18 protein-coding genes are annotated in these 17,239 nt (G+C 58.8%); 13 read left to right on the top strand and 5 right to left on the bottom strand.

The window, feature by feature from the left end; all coding sequences use genetic code 11:
* Positions 1 to 50 precede the first annotated feature (50 nt).
* Together PH558_RS09110 and PH558_RS09105 are read right to left on the bottom strand one after the other, a co-directional pair.
* Positions 51 to 1,349, bottom strand: coding sequence for an ABC transporter substrate-binding protein (locus tag PH558_RS09110; protein ID WP_285203725.1), 1,299 nt, complete (start codon positions 1,347 to 1,349; stop codon positions 51 to 53).
* A gap of 31 nt (positions 1,350 to 1,380) precedes the next feature.
* Entirely contained in the window at positions 1,381 to 2,469 is a 1,089-nt protein-coding gene (locus PH558_RS09105; protein ID WP_285203723.1) for an ABC transporter ATP-binding protein, read from the bottom strand.
* Positions 2,470 to 2,736: 267 nt separating this feature from the next.
* Here PH558_RS09105 and PH558_RS09100 point away from each other — a divergent pair, with 267 nt between their 5' ends.
* Together PH558_RS09100 and PH558_RS09095 are read left to right on the top strand one after the other, a co-directional pair.
* A complete protein-coding gene (locus tag PH558_RS09100) occupies positions 2,737 to 3,450 on the top strand; it encodes a GntR family transcriptional regulator (protein ID WP_285203715.1) in 714 nt (237 codons plus the stop codon).
* Positions 3,451 to 3,517: 67 nt separating this feature from the next.
* Positions 3,518 to 4,714, top strand: coding sequence for an amidohydrolase family protein (locus PH558_RS09095; RefSeq protein WP_285203819.1), 1,197 nt, complete (start codon positions 3,518 to 3,520; stop codon positions 4,712 to 4,714).
* Between the two features lie 25 nt (positions 4,715 to 4,739).
* Here PH558_RS09095 and PH558_RS09090 read toward each other — a convergent pair whose 3' ends face one another.
* Together PH558_RS09090 and PH558_RS09085 are read right to left on the bottom strand one after the other, a co-directional pair.
* Positions 4,740 to 4,874 (bottom strand): hypothetical protein, encoded by a 135-nt coding sequence (locus tag PH558_RS09090; RefSeq protein ID WP_257714007.1) that lies wholly within the window; start codon positions 4,872 to 4,874, stop codon positions 4,740 to 4,742.
* A gap of 361 nt (positions 4,875 to 5,235) precedes the next feature.
* Positions 5,236 to 5,499 (bottom strand): hypothetical protein, encoded by a 264-nt coding sequence (locus PH558_RS09085; RefSeq protein WP_285203713.1) that lies wholly within the window; start codon positions 5,497 to 5,499, stop codon positions 5,236 to 5,238.
* Between the two features lie 194 nt (positions 5,500 to 5,693).
* Here PH558_RS09085 and PH558_RS09080 point away from each other — a divergent pair, with 194 nt between their 5' ends.
* The 6 genes from PH558_RS09080 to PH558_RS09055 all read left to right on the top strand — a co-directional run bounded on the left by PH558_RS09080 (position 5,694) and on the right by PH558_RS09055 (position 11,776).
* Entirely contained in the window at positions 5,694 to 6,389 is a 696-nt protein-coding gene (locus tag PH558_RS09080; RefSeq protein ID WP_113407753.1) for a FadR/GntR family transcriptional regulator, read from the top strand.
* The gene (locus PH558_RS09075; RefSeq protein WP_113407752.1) at positions 6,386 to 7,552 is read left to right on the top strand and encodes a PLP-dependent transferase; all 1,167 of its coding nucleotides are present in this window, start codon (positions 6,386 to 6,388) and stop codon (positions 7,550 to 7,552) included. Before PH558_RS09080 ends, PH558_RS09075 begins: the two co-directional genes overlap by 4 nt.
* A 41-nt stretch (positions 7,553 to 7,593) precedes the next feature.
* Positions 7,594 to 8,853, top strand: coding sequence for an ABC transporter substrate-binding protein (locus tag PH558_RS09070; protein WP_285203712.1), 1,260 nt, complete (start codon positions 7,594 to 7,596; stop codon positions 8,851 to 8,853).
* 90 nt (positions 8,854 to 8,943) lie between these two features.
* Positions 8,944 to 9,879, top strand: a complete 936-nt coding sequence (locus PH558_RS09065) for a carbohydrate ABC transporter permease (protein ID WP_095437614.1) — start codon at positions 8,944 to 8,946, stop codon at positions 9,877 to 9,879.
* 3 nt (positions 9,880 to 9,882) lie between these two features.
* Positions 9,883 to 10,713: a carbohydrate ABC transporter permease gene (locus tag PH558_RS09060; protein ID WP_113407750.1), complete on the top strand. Its 831-nt coding sequence runs from the start codon at positions 9,883 to 9,885 to the stop codon at positions 10,711 to 10,713.
* 4 nt (positions 10,714 to 10,717) lie between these two features.
* The gene (locus tag PH558_RS09055) at positions 10,718 to 11,776 is read left to right on the top strand and encodes an ABC transporter ATP-binding protein (RefSeq protein ID WP_285203710.1); all 1,059 of its coding nucleotides are present in this window, start codon (positions 10,718 to 10,720) and stop codon (positions 11,774 to 11,776) included.
* Positions 11,777 to 11,797: 21 nt separating this feature from the next.
* Here PH558_RS09055 and PH558_RS09050 read toward each other — a convergent pair whose 3' ends face one another.
* A complete protein-coding gene (locus tag PH558_RS09050) occupies positions 11,798 to 12,943 on the bottom strand; it encodes a M24 family metallopeptidase (RefSeq protein WP_285203708.1) in 1,146 nt (381 codons plus the stop codon).
* A 240-nt stretch (positions 12,944 to 13,183) separates the two neighbouring features.
* Here PH558_RS09050 and PH558_RS09045 point away from each other — a divergent pair, with 240 nt between their 5' ends.
* The 5 genes from PH558_RS09045 (at position 13,184) to PH558_RS09025 (ending at position 17,194) form a co-directional block, all read left to right on the top strand.
* Positions 13,184 to 13,411 carry a DUF1127 domain-containing protein gene (locus tag PH558_RS09045; protein WP_285203705.1) on the top strand — a complete coding sequence of 76 codons (228 nt, stop codon included), beginning with the start codon at positions 13,184 to 13,186 and terminating at the stop codon, positions 13,409 to 13,411.
* Between the two features lie 69 nt (positions 13,412 to 13,480).
* Complete coding sequence (locus PH558_RS09040; RefSeq protein ID WP_095436497.1) at positions 13,481 to 14,332, top strand: helix-turn-helix transcriptional regulator; 852 nt, start codon at positions 13,481 to 13,483, stop codon at positions 14,330 to 14,332.
* A gap of 82 nt (positions 14,333 to 14,414) precedes the next feature.
* The gene (locus tag PH558_RS09035; protein WP_168192587.1) at positions 14,415 to 14,576 is read left to right on the top strand and encodes a hypothetical protein; all 162 of its coding nucleotides are present in this window, start codon (positions 14,415 to 14,417) and stop codon (positions 14,574 to 14,576) included.
* Positions 14,577 to 14,843: 267 nt separating this feature from the next.
* Entirely contained in the window at positions 14,844 to 15,458 is a 615-nt protein-coding gene (locus PH558_RS09030; RefSeq protein WP_113407747.1) for a transporter family protein, read from the top strand.
* Between the two features lie 245 nt (positions 15,459 to 15,703).
* Positions 15,704 to 17,194, top strand: a complete 1,491-nt coding sequence (locus tag PH558_RS09025) for an efflux transporter outer membrane subunit (protein WP_483314134.1) — start codon at positions 15,704 to 15,706, stop codon at positions 17,192 to 17,194.
* The last annotated feature ends 45 nt before the right edge of the window (positions 17,195 to 17,239 follow it).

Genomic DNA, 17,239 nt, shown 5'->3' with positions numbered 1-17,239 from the left:
GAGGTTCCTCCCCCCGTATCGGACGGGGAGAGGCGATGATCGATCGCAGCTTAGGCAGCGATGAATTCGTTCCAGCGACGAACCATGTAACGGTCCTCATCCATGACCGAGTTCCAGCAGGCGACTGCGCCCATGCGGGTTTCGAAGGAACCGCCGTCGCGAACGGCGCCGGCCTTCTCCATCACCTTGCCTTCGGGAGACAGGATATCGCCCTGCGCCGGCTTGCCTTCGATCCAGTAGCCCCATTCATCGGCCGACATGAAGTTCTTGGCCGTTTCCATGCAGGCGGAGTAGTAGCCCTGGCGGTTGAGGTAGCCGCCGACCCAGCCGGAGGTGTACCAGTTGATATATTCATAAGCCGCGTCGAGCTGCGCACCCTTGAGATGCGAGGCAAGGCCGAGACCGCCGCCCCAGGCACGATAGCCTTCCTTGAGCGGCTGGAAGGTGCAGGCAATGCCCTTGGAGCGGACGGCCGCAACCGCCGGCGACCACATGGACTGGATGACCACTTCGCCCGACGCCATCAGGTTGACGCTTTCGTCGAAGGACTTCCAGAAGGCACGGAACTGGCCGTCGCCCTTGGTCTTGATCAGGAATTCGATCGTCTTGTCGATTTCGGCCTTCGTCATGTTGCCCTTGTCGGCATATTTGATCTTGCCGGCGGCTTCCATGATCATCGCGGCGTCCATGATACCGATGGACGGGATATTGAGGATCGCGGTCTTGCCCTTGAAGGCTGGATCGAGAATGTCGGCCCAGCTGGTGATCGGACGACCCGTGAGATCGGGGCGAATGCCGAGCGTATCGGCATTGTAAATGGTCGGAACCATCGTCATCCACTGCGTCGGCTCCTTGGCGAATTTCTTGGAGCCCTGCCCTTCGACGAAGCCGACAGTGTGCGGTGCGGTGCCCTGCGCGATGACGCTGTCGGGCTTCAGCTTGCCGGTGATGAAGAGCGGCACAATCTTGTCGTAATATTTCAGCTTCTTGACATCCATCGGCTGCAAGACGCCGGTCGGAAACACCTTCTTGGCGATCCAGTATTCGATGTCGGCGATATCGTAGCTGTTCGGCTGCGTCACGGCTCGCTGGGCGGCGGCATCGGAATCCGTCGCGGTCATCTCGAGCGTAATGCCGAGATCGGCCTTGCACTTCTCCGCAATGGCATTGATGTTCGAAACGCCGGTACCGAACTGGCGCAGCGTGATATTCGATTGCGCCCATATGGTCGGAAAGCCGGTGATCACACCGGAGCCGGCCATGGCGCCGAGAGCGGCAGCGCCGGTCTTCAGCAGCGAGCGGCGGGAAATGCCTTTCGCGGTCTTCTCAGTCTTGCTTTCAGTCGTCATGTCAGTTCCCCTTTTTTAATGCTTGAGATTTTCATGCGGAGATACGGCCAAGGAGGATTGCATCCTCCTGAGCCCAACTCAGTGAGACGGCATCGCCAACAGCGATCGATCTGGCTGCACCGTCGTCATTGCTCGCGATGACGGTGAAATCGTCGCTGCCGGCACCGATCACGGTGATCTTCAGTGTTGCGCCGCGATATTCGACATTGGAGACCACGCCGTTGAAGCCCAGCCCTTTGTCCGATGGCTGCGAAAGCCGAACGCGGTCGGTGCGAACCGCGATGTCAACGGCTTCGCCGACAGCGCGACCTGACCCTTTTACGGAGAAGCCCTGCCCTTCCGGCGCGGTCATGATGATTATGCCATCTTCGCTCGACGTTATCCGCCCGGACAGGACGTTATGATCGCCCATGAAGCGGGCAACGAAGGCCGTTGCGGGGTGTTCGAAAACCTCCCGCGGCGAGCCCGCCTGCTCGATCCGGCCGTCATTCATGATGACCATGATATCGGCGAGCGCCATCGCCTCTTCCTGGCTGTGCGTGACGTGGACGAAAGTGATGCCAAGCGACTTCTGCAGCTTCTTCAGCTCGGCGCGCATGCGGATTTTCAGGAAGGGATCGAGCGCCGATAGCGGCTCGTCGAGCAGCAGCGCTTCCGGATCGGTGATCAACGCACGGGCAAGCGCCACGCGCTGCTGCTGGCCACCTGAAAGCTGGGCCGGGCGTCGGGTTGCATAGGCCTCCATTTGCATCAGCTTCAGCATCTCAAGCGCCTTGGCGCGACGCTCGTCCTTGTCGACACCCTTCATCTTCAAACTGAAGGCGACATTGTCGATAAGGTCGAGATGAGGAAACAGCGCATAGGACTGGAACATCATCGCCGTGCCGCGCCTGGCGGGCGGAAAATCCGTGACGACGGTATTTCCGAGCCTGATGTCGCCGGAGGAAATGCCTTCATGGCCGGCGATCATGCGCAGCGTCGAGGTCTTGCCGCAGCCGGAGGGGCCGAGGAAACAGCAATAGGAACCCGCCGGTATCTTCAGGCTGATCGCATGAACAGCCGTGGTCGTGCCGTAGACCTTCGAAACGGACACTATATCGATCTCTGCCGCTTTCGACATCATCTTCCCCTTTGGTTTGGGAAAGACACTGCATCAATCGTGCCAGTTTTGCCGAAGTTGACTAACCGGCTGGAATTTCTAAATTTTTTCTCCGCAAAGAAATATTGCCTTTTGATAGGCAATTACGAACCTGCACAGGAAATAGGCTATTGTGCGCGATTTATGCAAAATATTGTATACATTTTGCCGGCTCATTTGCATCAGATTTCGTTTAACTTCCGCGCGAAACCTGTCTATCATTGCAGCCAGTTACTCAGGCTACCGATCATGAACTCTTCAACAGATGCGCTTTTGACGCCCGGCGACGCCACCGATAGCGGGGCGCAACAAATCCGCGAGGCCATTCGCGACGCGATCGTGGAGCGGCGGCTCGCACCGGGCACGAAACTGTCCGAGAGCGATGTTGGCGCTCTCTTCAACGTCAGCCGGACTCTGGCACGTGCCGCCCTGCAGGCTCTTTCCTATGAGGGGCTCGTCAGCGTCGAGAAGAACCGGGGCGCTTTCGTCGCCTATCCATCGCCCGAGGAAGCCCGGCAGATATTCGCTGCGCGTCGTCTGGTCGAGCCGGGCATAGTGCGATCGGCAGCCGAACATATCACCGCGGCTCAGCTCGCACGGCTCCGGCAGCTCCTGGTCGAAGAAGGCCGCTTGATGGGGGAGCGCGGTCAATCTGCGCGCCGGGCCGAGATCAAGGCTTCGGGCGACTTCCATCTGATGCTGGCATCGATATCGGGCAATCTCATCATGCAGCGCTTCATGGAGGAGCTTGTCGCCCGCTCCTCGCTGGTAATCTCGCTTTATGGACAATCAAGCGCCTCCAGTTGCGGCCATGCCGAGCACGGTGACATCATCACCGCGCTGGAGCGCAAAGACGTCGACACGGCCTGTCACCTGATGCTGCATCATATCGCGCATATCGAGGCCGATCTCGACCTGCGCGAGCGCAAGAGCTTCGGCCTGAAAGAAGCGTTCGAGCGGTGAGACATCCGCGATGTCGGCTGCTCTCCCGCGGGTCGGTGGCCACTGATTCAAGGAGAAAAAATTGAGCATGATCGAAACCCTCTTTACCCGGGCCAAGCTCGCCGATGGCTCGCTCAAGGATATTGGCGTGACGGATGGCCGGATCGTGTCGATCAGCGAGACCGGAGCGCCGGTTTCTGCCTCCGAGCTTATCGACCTCGAAGGCCTCCTCGTGGTGCCGGGCTTTGTCGAAGGGCACATTCATCTCGACACCAGCTTTTACGGTGACGCCTGGATTCCGCACAAGCCCTGCACCAACGGCTTCGATGTCCATGAGCGCGTCGCCCTCCAGGCGCAAAACATGGCGCAGGCCGCACCGATGGACGAAAGGGCCAGAAAACAGCTCGACCTCTGCATCGCCAATGGCAGCACATATATGCGCAGCCACGTCATGGTGGACGGTTCCGTTGGATTGAAGTCGCTGGAGACTGTGCTTGCCGTACGCGAAGAATACCGCGGATTGATCGACATCCAGCTCGTTGCCTTTCCGCAAAGCGGCATTCTGAAAAGCCCCGGCACGCCCGAGCTTCTGGATCAGGCAATCGCCATGGGTGCCGATCTCGTCGGCGGGCTCGATCCTGCAAGCTTCGATCGCGATGTCGAAAAACATCTCGATGTGGTTTTTGGCGTCGCCGAGAAGCATGGCGTCGATGTCGATATCCATCTTCATGACGGCGGTACACTCGGTCTCTTCACCATCGAGCAGATCTGCGCCCGCACGCGCGGTCTATCCATGGGCGGGCATGTCGCGATCAGCCATGCCTACGGACTTGGCGATCTCTCGATCGAAGCGGCCAAGCGTGCTGCGGCCTTCATCGCCGAGAGTGGTGTTTCCATCATGACGAATGCACCGGGTGCCCATTCCTTCCCGCCCGTCGCCCTGCTTCGGGCTGCTGGTGTCACTGTTTTCAGCGGCAGTGACAATATTCGCGATTCCTGGTGGCCCTATGGCGATGGCGACATGCTGGGCCGCGCCATGATGATCGGCTATCGGTCCGGCTTCTATACCGACGACGAATTGAAGGTTGCCTTCGATGTCGTAACAGAAAACGGCGCCAAGGCTCTGCGCCTGGAGGGTTATGGCTTGAAGATTGGCGCCAAAGCCGACTTCGTTACCTTGAAGGCGGAGCATATTCCCGAGGCGGTCGTCGCAGTGCCGAAAGGACGCGCGGTCTGCAAGGCGGGCAAACTCGCCGCCAAAGATGGGGCCATTCTGCTGCGCTGATCAAGCACAGGGACTTACGAACCTGCTAGCGCTTCAACTCTCTCTCGAATTTCTCGATCTGCTGCAGAACCCATGGGTCGTCGGCGGAATGTTGGATCGTTTCCTGTTCCGGCCGCCGCCTGCGGCGTATCCAATCGATGAAGGCGCGAAGCAACCGCATGTGGGTATCCGAGTGTTTCAGTATCTGCGAGGCCCGACGACCAGGCTCGAAAACCATTGGAAGCCGGGCCTCGACGACCGCAAGGCGTTGCGGTGATTGCCTTTTTGCCCGCGCGAAAATGAACGCTAGCTGAACATATTGCACGGCACGATAGTTTACCCGCGCCTTTGCAGCCAACGGGAGAGCCTGCAAACCAATCTCATTTCACGATTAAAGTGCTTTTTTACTTGAGCGTACCGCTATCGGCAAAACTGACCTAGCCGGGAGAGAAGACGACCGTTAGACAATGCCGCGTCGCTTCCGATTTCCCCGGAGCGACACAAGCTTAGCCTCGCCTGTGCGGGGCTTTTTTCTTTTCGGCCTATGCTTTTCTGCGCCGCGGCTCGCCGCCTGGTGCGTAGATCGTGTCCTGCTCGAAAGGAAACACCGAACCGCACCTGCAGCGCACCATATGCTTGCGCGGATCGGTCGACGGTCGTTCCGTGGAAAAGCCGCGCGGCATCTCGTCTATCTTGAAATCGCGGCTCATCGCCCGACGATCGTCATTTTCGGAAACTTCGGCAAAGCCGGTGTGGTCGCATTTCGCGCATTCCAGCTTCCGTGAATATCGATCTCTAGCGGCCATTCTCTTCCAGCCCGGGACTCACAACACGTTCCTTCTATCAGCGCTGTCGGCACTCTTGAAGGCCGCAAACAACCTTCATTGCTGCTCGCTTTGTGCCTTTAAAAATTTAAGGGTCACAAAAAATGACCGAGCCAAGAAAAAGAGATTGACCTGATGGCAGATGTCAGACCAATTTACCATCCATGACAAAACCCATGCTTACCCCTCTTCCTTCCATCGACCGGACGCAGCAAGTCATCGAGGCGCTGTCGACCTTCATCGAATCGTCGAAGCTGCGGGCGGGCGACCGGCTTCCGACCGAACGTGAGCTGATGGCAGCGCTTTCGGTGGGACGCTCCACCATTCGCGAGGTGATCACCTACTTCCAGGCGCTCGGCGTCATGGAGACGCGCAAAGGCAGCGGCACCTACCTGCTGAAGCCGGTTTCGAAGGCGACGATCCATATGCCGCTTTCCTTCAACCCGTCACATCTGCGCGATGCGCTGCTGCAGACGCTGGAGGTCCGCCGTGGCATCGAATGCGAGGCAGGCATGGTGGCTGCGAGAAAGCGAACCGACGAAGACCTCGTCATCATCGAAGAGAAGCTCAACGAGATGGAGCGTGTGCATATGGCCAAGGGCACATCCGGGCCCGAGGATCTGGCCTTCCATCTTGCCGTCTATGACGCCACCCACAATCCGTTGTTCCGGCAGCTTCTCGAACAGATGCGCGAAACCTTCGAGCGCTTCTGGGATCACCCCTTTGATCGGCAGGATTTTGCCCGCCGCTCCTTCCCCTATCACCGCACACTGTTCAACGCGATCGTTGACCAGGATCCCGAGGCAGCGCGCGCCGAAACACTGAAAATTCTCGACGTCGTCGAGGAAGACATCAAGGAAATGTCCCAATGACTGACGGGCTAGAGCCGTTCGAACTTGCGTCCCTTATTACAGCTCACGACGACGGCAATTTTGCCGAAGCCGTCGTGCCGCCGATCTTCCAGACCTCGCTGTTCACCTTCTCGAACTATGACGAGATGATTGCCTCTTATCGCGGCGAAAAGGTGCGGCCGATCTATACGCGCGGCCTCAACCCGACGGTGCGCATGTTCGAAGAGATGCTGGCAAAGCTGGAGGGCGGCGAGGATGCGCTCGGTTTTGCGAGCGGTATGGCGGCGATCTCATCCGCAGTGCTGAGTTTTGTCGAGCCGGGCGATAGGATCGTTGCGGTCAAGCATGTCTATCCCGATGCCTTCCGCCTCTTCGGCACGGTCCTGAAGCGCATGAAGGTGGACGTGACCTATGTCGACGGTCGCGACGAAGAAGCTGTCGCCAAGGCGCTTCCCGGTGCCAAGGTTTTCTATATGGAGAGCCCGACGAGTTGGGTCATGGAAGCGCATGATGTCGGCGCGCTCGCTGCACTCGCTAAACAGCACGGCGCCGTCTCGATGATCGACAACAGCTGGGCCACGCCTTACTTCCAGCAGCCGCTGAAGCTCGGCGTCGATCTCGTCATCCATTCCGCTTCCAAATATCTCGGTGGGCACAGCGACGTGGTCGCCGGCGTCGTTGCCGGCTCGAAGGAGATGATCGCTCGCCTGAAAGCCGAAGCCTACCCCTATCTCGGCGGCAAGCTTTCGCCCTTCGACGCATGGCTCCTGATCCGCGGTCTGCGCACCCTGCCGATCCGCATGAAGGCGCATGAGGCGGCTGCAATGACGATCGCCAAGCGCCTGCAGGAGCTCGATGTCATCGAACAGGTCTGCCATCCGGGCTTGGCCAACCGGCTGCCATCCGGCCTGAATGGCACCTCGGGCCTGTTTTCTTTCATCTTCCGCGAGGGCGTCGATATCCGCGCCTTCGCCGATCGCCTCACGCTCTTCAAGCTGGGTGTGAGCTGGGGCGGGCATGAGAGCCTGATCGTGCCGGGCGAAGTCGTGCTGCAGCAGAAGGCGCAGCCGAATTCGGCGCATACTTTCGGCATCAATCCGCGCTCCGTACGTCTCCATATCGGCCTCGAAGGAACCGAGGCCCTGTGGAAGGAACTCGAGGAGGCAATCGCCGCCGCCTCGTGACATCGTCAATCTGAGAGGAAAATCCAAAAAGGGGAACCAACATGAAAAGACTGATAACAGCAGCACTCTTTACCGCTTTGATGGGCGGCACCGCCTTTGCCGACACGACGCTGAAACTCGTGGAAGTCATCACGAGCCCGGAGCGCACCGAGACGCTCAAGTCGATCGTCGCCAAGTTCGAAGCCGCCAACCCAGGCACCAAGGTCGACATCATCTCCCTGCCTTGGAACGAGGCGTTCCAGAAATTCGCCACCATGGTTTCGGCTGGCGATACGCCCGATGTTATGGAAATGCCCGATACCTGGCTGTCGCTTTACGGCAATAACGGTATGCTCGAAAGCCTCGAGCCTTACCTCGCCAAGTGGGAGCATACGAGTGAATTGACGCCTCGCGCGCTTCAGCTCGGCCGGGATGTCAAGAACACCGCCTATATGCTGCCCTACGGCTTCTATCTGCGCGCCATGTTCTACAACAAGAAGATCCTGAAGGATGCCGGCGTCGCCGAGCCGCCGAAGACGATGGACGAATTCGTCAAGGCATCCGAGGCCATCTCGAAGCTACCGGGCAAATACGGTTACTGCATGCGCGGCGGTCCGGGCGGTCTCAACGGCTGGATGATCTTTGCCGCCTCCATGGCCGGCGACAACAAGTACTTCAAGGATGACGGCACCTCCACGATGAACAGCCCCGGCTGGGCGAAGGGCATCGAGTGGATGGTCGATCTCTATAAGAAGGGCTATGCGCCGAAGGACAGCGTCAACTGGGGCTTCAACGAGGTCGTCGCCGGTTTCTATTCCGGCACATGCGCCTTCCTCGATCAGGATCCGGATGCGCTGATCGCCGTTGCGGAACGCATGAAAAAGGATGATTTCGGCGTCGCACCGCTGCCGAAAGGCCCGGATGGCAAATCCTTCCCGACCATTGGCTATGCCGGCTGGTCGATGTTCTCGACAAGCCAGAACAAGGATCTGTCCTGGAAGCTGATTGCAACCCTTGAAGGCAAGGAAGGCAATCTGGAATGGAACAAGAAGATCGGCGCCTTGCCGGCCTATACGGCCGCGGAAAAGGACCCCTTCTACGCCGGCGATCAGTTCAAGGGCTGGTTCCAGGAACTGGCCGACAAGGACACCGTTCCCACTGTCATGCCGACCTATCTTGAGGAATTCGCCTTCTTCAAGGATTCGCTGGCGATCAAGACCTCGCAGCAGGCGCTGCTCGGCGATATCTCGGCGAAGGATCTTGCCGACCAATGGGCCGATTATCTGACCAAGGCCCAGCAGAAATTCTTGGCCAAGAAATAGAACGCACATGCGGCGGCGGAGCGATCCGCCGCCATCTCTGCCCAATTGAAACAGACGGCGTTCGAGCGCCGCGAATGGGAACTCTTGCAGATGACTTCGATCACCGACACGCTCGACAGGCGTCACGACCGCAGGCCGTGGCTGAAGCGCCTCGCCGACGCCTCGGAGCCCTATCTCTACAGCGCCCCTGCCCTGATCCTCATCATCGCCGTGATGCTGGTGCCGCTGGCAATCGGCATATCCTACGCCTTCCGCGATATTCAATTGCTCAATCCGTTTTCCGGCGGCTTCATCGGCCTGGAACACTTTCGCGATCTCTCCAAGGATAAGGCCTTCTACTGGGCGCTGAAGAATACACTTTGGTGGACGGGCGCCTCCGTGGTGCTGCAGTTCATCTTCGGGCTGATCCTGGCACTTCTGTTGGACAAGCCGTTTTTCGGCAGATCGATCGTTCAGGCGCTGGTATTCCTGCCCTGGGCCGTTCCCTCTTTCCTCGCCGGCCTCAACTGGTCCTGGCTGTTCAACCCGGTCATCGGCCCGATCCCCCATTGGCTCTATGCCGTAGGCCTGATGAGCGAGCCGGGCAATATTCTGTCCGATCCAAACTATGCGATGTGGGGGCCGATCATTGCCAATGTCTGGTGGGGCATTCCTTTTTTCGCGATCACGCTTCTGGCGGCCCTTCAGGCGATCCCGCGCGATCTCTATGAGGCAGCTTCGATCGACGGCGCCGGCTGGTTCGAGCGCTTCCGCTCGATCACGCTTCCCTTCCTGGCGCCGACCATCGCCATCACGGTTCTCCTGCGAACGGTCTGGATCTCCAATTTCGCCGATCTGATCGTCGTCATGACGGGCGGCGGCCCTGCGGACCGTACGCAGATCGTCGCGAGCTACATCTTCACCCAGGCCTTCAAGCGGTTGGATTTCGGCTATGCCTCGGCCATTGCCCTGGTGCTGCTGGTCCTCCTGCTTGCCTATTCCATGCTGATCATCCTGCTGCGGCAAACACTGCTGAACAAGGATTGAGCCATGAGACGATCCGTCCTTCCCACCATCGCCCATCGTCTGGCCATTCTTTGCTACGTCGCCTTCGCGCTCTTCCCGCTCTTCTGGTTGCTGAAAGTGTCGGTGACGCCGAATGATCTGCTCTATACCGAAGGTGTGCGCATGTGGCCGTCGCGCACGACCTGGGAACACTATGCCTTCGTGTTGCAGCACAGCGATTTCCCGACCTTCTTCAAGAACAGCCTGATCGTCTCCGCCTCAACGGCGATCGCGGTCACCATTTGCGCGTCACTCTCCGGCTATGCGCTCTCGCGCTTCAATTTCCGCGCCAAATACTGGATCGTGGCGCTGATGCTGCTGACGCAGATGTTTCCCCTGGTCATGCTGGTCGCGCCGATCTTTAAGATCCTGACGCCGCTGCACCTGACCAACAGCCTGACCGGGCTCGTTATCGTCTACACGGCTTTCAACGTGCCTTTCGCCACCTTTCTGATGCAGTCTTTCTTCGACGGGATTCCGAAGGATCTTGAGGAGGCGGCCATGATCGACGGCGCAACGCAGTTTACCGCCTTCCGGCAGATCATCTTGCCACTCACCTTGCCCGGCATTGCGGCAACGCTCGGCTTCGTCTTCACGGCGGCATGGAGCGAACTGCTTTTCGCGCTGATGCTCATCAACGGCAATCAGGCCGCGACCTTCCCGGTCGGGCTTCTCACCTTCGTCTCGAAATTCTCCGTGGATTTCGGGCAGATGATGGCAGCGGGCGTCATGGCGCTCATTCCGGCCGCGCTCTTCTTCCTGCTCATCCAACGCTATCTCGTGCAGGGCCTGACGGCCGGCGCGGTCAAGGGTTAGTCACATGGCATCGATCGATATTCACAACGTCAAGAAAGCCTACGGCCATGTGCAGGTTCTGCACGATATCGACCTTCGGATAAAGGATGGCGAGTTTGTCGTCCTCGTCGGCCCTTCGGGATGCGGCAAGTCCACCTTGCTTCGGATGATTGCCGGCCTCGAGGATATCAGCGGCGGCGAAATCCGCATTGCCGACAATCGTGTCAACGAGCTGCATCCGAAGGACCGCGACATCGCCATGGTCTTCCAGTCCTATGCGCTTTATCCGCATATGAACGTTGCCGGCAACATGAGCTACAGCCTGCGGCTGCGGAAGGTGGCCAAGGATGGCATTGCCAAGGCTGTCGCCGGTGCGGCATCCAAGCTCGGCCTCGATCCGCTGCTGGAGCGTCGGCCGAAGGCTCTCTCGGGTGGCCAGCGCCAGCGCGTCGCCATGGGCCGCGCCATCGTGCGGCAGCCGAAAGCCTTCCTGTTCGATGAGCCCCTATCGAATCTCGACGCCCGCTTGCGCGAGCAGATGCGAGCGGAAATCAAGAAGTTACATGGCGATCTTAAAGCGACGTCGATCTATGTCACTCACGACCAGATCGAGGCGATGACGCTGGCGGACCGCATCGTTGCAATGCATGGCGGGGTGATTCAGCAGGTCGGCAGCCCGCTCGAACTCTACGACCGCCCCGCCAATCTTTTCGTGGCCGGCTTCATTGGTTCACCCGGCATGAACTTCCTTGATGCCACTTACGAGGGCAATGCCGTCAAGCTCAAGGATGGCACGCTCGTTTCGCTTCCGGAGCCGCTAAAATTGGCAACCGCTGCGAAGGTCACGCTCGGCATTCGCCCGGAACATGTCGTGCTGTCGTCCAATCCGTCCGACATGACGGCCAATGTCGAACTCATCGAGCCCACCGGCTTCGGCATCATCCTGCATCTTTCCCTGCACGGCCTCCCGTTCAAGGTATTCACCTTGGATCGCACCCCTCTGAGCGCGGAGACACAGGTCAACGTCTCCTTCCCGGCACAGCATCTGCATGTCTTCGATGAGGATGGAAAAAGGGCGGCTTGACGGCCGCCCCGACTAAAACTCTCAACTCGCAAACGGCTTCGTCGGTCCGCTGGATGGTTGCGTAAACCAACGCGGACCATCCGCCGTCATATAGATGTGATCCTCGAGCCGAATGCCGAATTTCTGGGGAAAGACGATCATCGGCTCGTTTGAGAAGCACATGCCGGGCGCGAGTTCCGTCGTGTTGCCGCGCACGATGTAAGGCTCCTCGTGAATTTCCAGACCAAGGCCGTGACCGGCGCGGTGCGGCAGTCCCGGCAGCTTGTAGTCGGGACCAAGCGAATGTCTCGCCAGCACGGCGCGCGCGGCATCATCGAGGCTGGAACAAGCGGCGCCCAGCTTTGCAGCGTCGAAAACGGCCTGCTGCGCCTCTCGTTCGATCGCCCATGCATCCTCAAAGGCGCTATCGCCGCTCTTCAGCTTGTATGTTCGCGTCAGGTCGGAATGATAGCCGTCGATACGGGCGCCCGTATCCACCAGAATGACGTCATCTTCGCCGAGCGTCTGATCGCCATCTGCGCCGTGCGGCAGGGACGTGGCTTCACCAAAGGACACGATGCAGAAGGTCGAGCCGCCATGGGCGCCAGCCTCGCGATGGCGCCGGTCGATGAATTCCACCACTTCCGACGCGCGAATCCCCGGCTTGAGCAAGGCATACGCCTGCTTATGGACGTCCAGTGTCAGGTTCATGGCATATTGAATGAGCGCGATTTCCGCGGGAGATTTGATCCGGCGCAAGCCGTTGATGAGCGCTCCGCCATTGGCCAGTCTTTCAGTTCCAAGCTCGGTCGCCAACGCGTTGTAGAAATAGAGCGGCATATTGTCGTCGAGCGCCAAAACGCCTGAATGTCCGAACGTGCGAGCGATCAATGCCGCACTGCTCTCCTCCTCCTGCCATTCGAGGATTTCGGCCGGCAGATGCGGCAACGTCTCCACGCGGCTGCGCTCGAAGCCGGGAACGATGTAATAGAGCGCGGTCGGCGTGACGAGTGCGCCCAGAAACCGCTCGCTCGCATGCCAGACGAGCCCGGTGAAATATCGCAGGCTTTCCGTCGGCCCGAGCAGCAAACCGGCCAGTCCGTGCGTATCGAGAAGCTGACGAAGCCGCGAAAGGCGCTGCTGCCGTTCTTCGTCAGTGATCCGCGATACGGGATGTTGCCACGACATTTTCACTCTCCTTGGTACACTTGGCCTTATGCTGGTTGGCCTCGACACTATCGTCGCTGTGAGCAAGATGTCGACAATGAAAATACTGGCATTGCTGCCACTATCCACGATTGTTTGTCGCCATCGCCCACATAGGGTTTGTCGCCCTCGGCTGCTCTGTCGATCGCTAAATTATCTGACAGCGCGGAATCCCTCCCAATGGTTCACTGTCTTCATCGAAACAAGCGGTGGAGTATCGCCATGCAAGTCGCAAACATCACAATTTTTTCCGAGCGCAGCCGTGCCGTCCGCAAGGCCCAGCGTATGCCTCTCTCGATCTTCATCGATATAGTGCGCTTCGTTGCGCGCAAAGTCGCCGAGAGAAGAAATCGCAATGCGCTGCTTGAGCTTTCCGACGACCAGCTGAAGGACATAGGGCTTTCTCGCGGGCAAGCCGGAAGCGATGTTCATATTTACAGCCGCTACTAAAAATATGAAGCGGAACGTGCTAGGCTCACGCCATGCAACCTGCTGAAGCGGTGGGATGAGGATTTCGGCATGCTACAATTTTCGACAAGCGTACTGCTGAAGACGAAAAGCGTCCTCATCCGCGATGTCGTCTGCAATGGTGAATGTCGGCACAAGAGCGATGAAGAATGCGCCCATAAGACAAGCCTCGTCTATACCTATCGCGGGGTCTTCAAGCGTCACGTCGGCCAAAGCGAGGCCGTTTCGGAAGCCAATCAGGTTGTCTTCTTCAATCGTGGCCAGGACTACAGGATCAGCCACCCCATCGAGGGTGGCGATTCCTGTCTCGATCTCATGATCGATGAGGCCCTGCTTCACGAGCTCGCGCCAAACGAACAGATACAATCCGGCGAAGGCGTCGTTTTCCGCCGCCAGCGCCGTCGTATCGATCCGCGAGCGCAAGCGCTTGTGGCGATGCTTCGTCACGGGCTCAGCCGCAATATTGCCGAAAGTCTGGAGGGCGAAACGCTGGCGCTGACGCTGGTGCGCCGTTCGCTCGGCGAGCGCACCTCGCATGAGGCGGGCGCAAGCTTCGGCCGGCAGAAGCTTGTCGATCGTGCGAAGCTCGTGCTGACCTCCGATCTCGCTCGGCGGTGGACGCTTGCCGAGATTGCCAAGGAGGTCGGCGTCTCGCCGGTGTACCTCACGCAGGTTTTCCAGCAGGTAGAAGCCATCCCTCTTTACCGCTATCAGCTGCGGCTTCGGTTGGCACGCGCGCTCGATCTCCTCGCTTCCTATGACGACCTGACCATGCTCGGGCTTGATCTCGGGTTTTCCAGCCATAGCCATTTCAGCGCCGCGTTCAAACAGACCTACGGCCTGACGCCAGCGGAATTCCAGCGCTCCGCACAGCTGAAGCCCAAGCTCTACGCGGTTCGCTAAAGATTCCGACAGCGCCGACATGATGATCGGTGCTCTTATGATCCTGCCCTGGCAAGGGGATCGATCAGGAAAGGATCATGAGATGAAGAGAACCACATGTGCCGCTTGCGATTGCGAACTCGGCGCCGAGACCATCAAGGTCAATCTCGGCGGCAAATCGGTGGAGGTGTGCTGCGAGGAATGTGCGGCCGCGTTGAAGGAAGCGGATCAATCGACATCTGCTGCTTCCGGAAGCAAGGAATAGCGAACACTGTGGAGAGAGCCATCGTCAAGCGACGGCTCTCTCCATCTACGACCTGCGATACGCCCCACATGTCGCTTGTCGTTACACCAGAAGATGAACTTTAAGGCGACAATAGAGGAAATTGTAATGAAGCGTTGCTGCCAGGCCATCAGCAAACTTCGTTCGCAATATTCCCCTTGCGGGAAAAGTTAGGAAACATATCGACGTATTGCATTCATAAGGTCCCATTAGCTTTTGCTGCAGTTATTCGTAGCGAAGGCATTGATTATGAAGAAACGACTTATCGTCGCGGCTTTATTGGTAACGGCAATTGGCGGCGCAACCGCTTCGGCTTATGCAGCCGGTACGGAAATCGCATCGGACCCGCAAAAGCCCGCAGGCGCCGAGATCCCGCAACCAGGTCCGGTCGGCCCGCCATCGGACGGCTGGTATTTCCAGGACCGTCATCCCGACGGGCCGATGATGGCCTTTGGCGGCGGCATGCTCATGCCGCCGGGACCTCCGCGCCGACCGAACCCGGCCCTAATGATCGCGGAAAAATTGTCGGCGCTCGAAACCTTGATTGGTGTCCGCAGTAACCAGCTCGATGCCTGGCGGGATTATACCAGCGCGCTGGTCGATCTCCTGACGCCTGCGAAGAATGAGCTGCCAGACCCGCCGCCAACCGATGACGCCGCCGCGTCCCAAGTCGCCCATCAGGGTGACGGGCAAACTCAGCTTTTCGGAGAGCGCCTGGCCGATCGCGTGCTGGATCGCGCTGCCAAGGCCAAGGTTCTCAAGGACAGGGCTGTCGTTCTGCGCAACGTGCTGAACGCCGATCAGCTCACCAAACTGGCGGACGCGGAGCGATCGCTCGTTCCCGGCCCGCATCCGTTCCACTGATCACCACGACAGACCATTTCCTCTCCGCCTCCAACCAATCGAGATCCCCCCGGACGCCCCTGTTGGTTGGAAGGAGCGGCCCTTCGCCGGGCCGAATGGTCCGGGAACGCCCCGCCCGGCGCTCCCGGACCAATGACGTGTGCGCAGCGCCATCCTTCTTCACAGAGGAAAAGCGATGGTCTTCCTCATACTCCACGTCTTCCTGGCCTCAATCGAGGCCAGCGCATAGGATCAACAAGCCAGGGATGGAAATCTTGCCGATATGTTTGCGCTCAAACACGGGACCGTCGAATATTGCCATTGCCGCCATAGTCATCGGAACATTGACAGGCTGTGTCGTAGGGCCGGATTATAAGACGCCCGACCTAGCCGTGCCGACACATTGGGGTAGCAAGACGTCGAGGAAAATACAGCCGCCGCAATTGTCGCAATGGTGGAAACGGCTTCGTGATCCCACGCTGGATGCTTTGATTGAGGAGGCCGTCGCAGGCAATCTCGATGTTGCAACGGCGAAAGCAAAGATACGCGAAGCTCGCGCGACCTATCGCGAGCAAAGAGGCGCACTTCTTCCGACCGTTGAGGGGACAGCATCAGCAACGCGCAACCGAACGGCTGCCTCTGACGGCACCCCTGCCAGCGTCTACAATGAGTACGAGCCGGGATTCGATGCAAGCTGGGAACTCGACCTGTTCGGCGGCAACAAACGTGCCGCTGAAGCTGCGAAATACGGCGTCGATGCCGCGGAAGAGGATTTACGCCATACGCTGGTAACGCTCGTCGGGGATGTTGCTTCCTATTATGTTCAGGCCCGTGAGTATCAGGCCCTGCGTGACCTGGCGCAGCGCACCGGCGTCTCACAGCGAAGGACGGCGGAACTGACACAAGCTGAATTCAAGGCCGGGACAGCGACAGCCATTGACGCTGCGAAAGCAGCAGGCGAGGCCGCCAGCACTGAGGCGGATATTCCAACCTATGAAACCTCCTATGCGCAGGCAGTTCACAAGCTTGCCGTACTCCTTGGCAAACCGCCAGCAGCCCTCGACGAACGTCTAAAGACCGGCGGTGCCATTCCACGACCGAAGCTTGATGTCTCGACAGGTATTCCCGCCGATATCCTCTTGTCCCGCCCCGACGTTCGCAGTGCCGAGCGCCAGCTCGCACAATATACCGCCAAGATCGGTCAGGCCGAGGCAGATCGCTATCCTTCAGTCTCGTTGACGGGCAGCATCTCATCATCTGCCACAAGCATTTCGGACCTTGGCAAGAAGTCAACTATCGGCTGGTCGTTCGGCCCATCGCTCACCGTACCGATATTCCAGGGTGGTCAGCTCAAGGCTGCGGTGGATGTCGCCAAGGCACAACGCGATCAATATTATATCGCCTACCAGTCGGCGGTCTTGACGGCTATGCAGGATGTCGAAGATGGCATTGTGTCACTGACGCAAGAGAGACTGAAAAACGCCAAGCTTGTCGTTTCCGCCGCATCTTATCGCAAGGCGGCAGACTTGTCCCACGAGCTAAATCAGGCCGGCGCAGTCGATTACCTTAACGTGCTTGATGCGGATCGCTCACTCTATAGCGCCGAAAGTTCGCTTATCCAAAGCACCGCAAATATTGCTTCAAATTACATTTCCCTCAACAAGGCGCTGGGCGGAGGTTGGGACGGACAGGTCGATGTCTCCACGCCTGTCGTCGTTGACGCCGATACGGGTCCACATCTGGCCAAGGCCAAATAATCTCATGTTGAACATACTCGAACATAAGGCACCGCCGACCGTCAG

It is taken from the genome of Rhizobium pantanalense (genome assembly GCF_030182525.1).
Lineage (GTDB): Bacteria > Pseudomonadota > Alphaproteobacteria > Rhizobiales > Rhizobiaceae > Rhizobium.
This window is presented reverse-complemented; position numbering and strand designations above follow the sequence as displayed.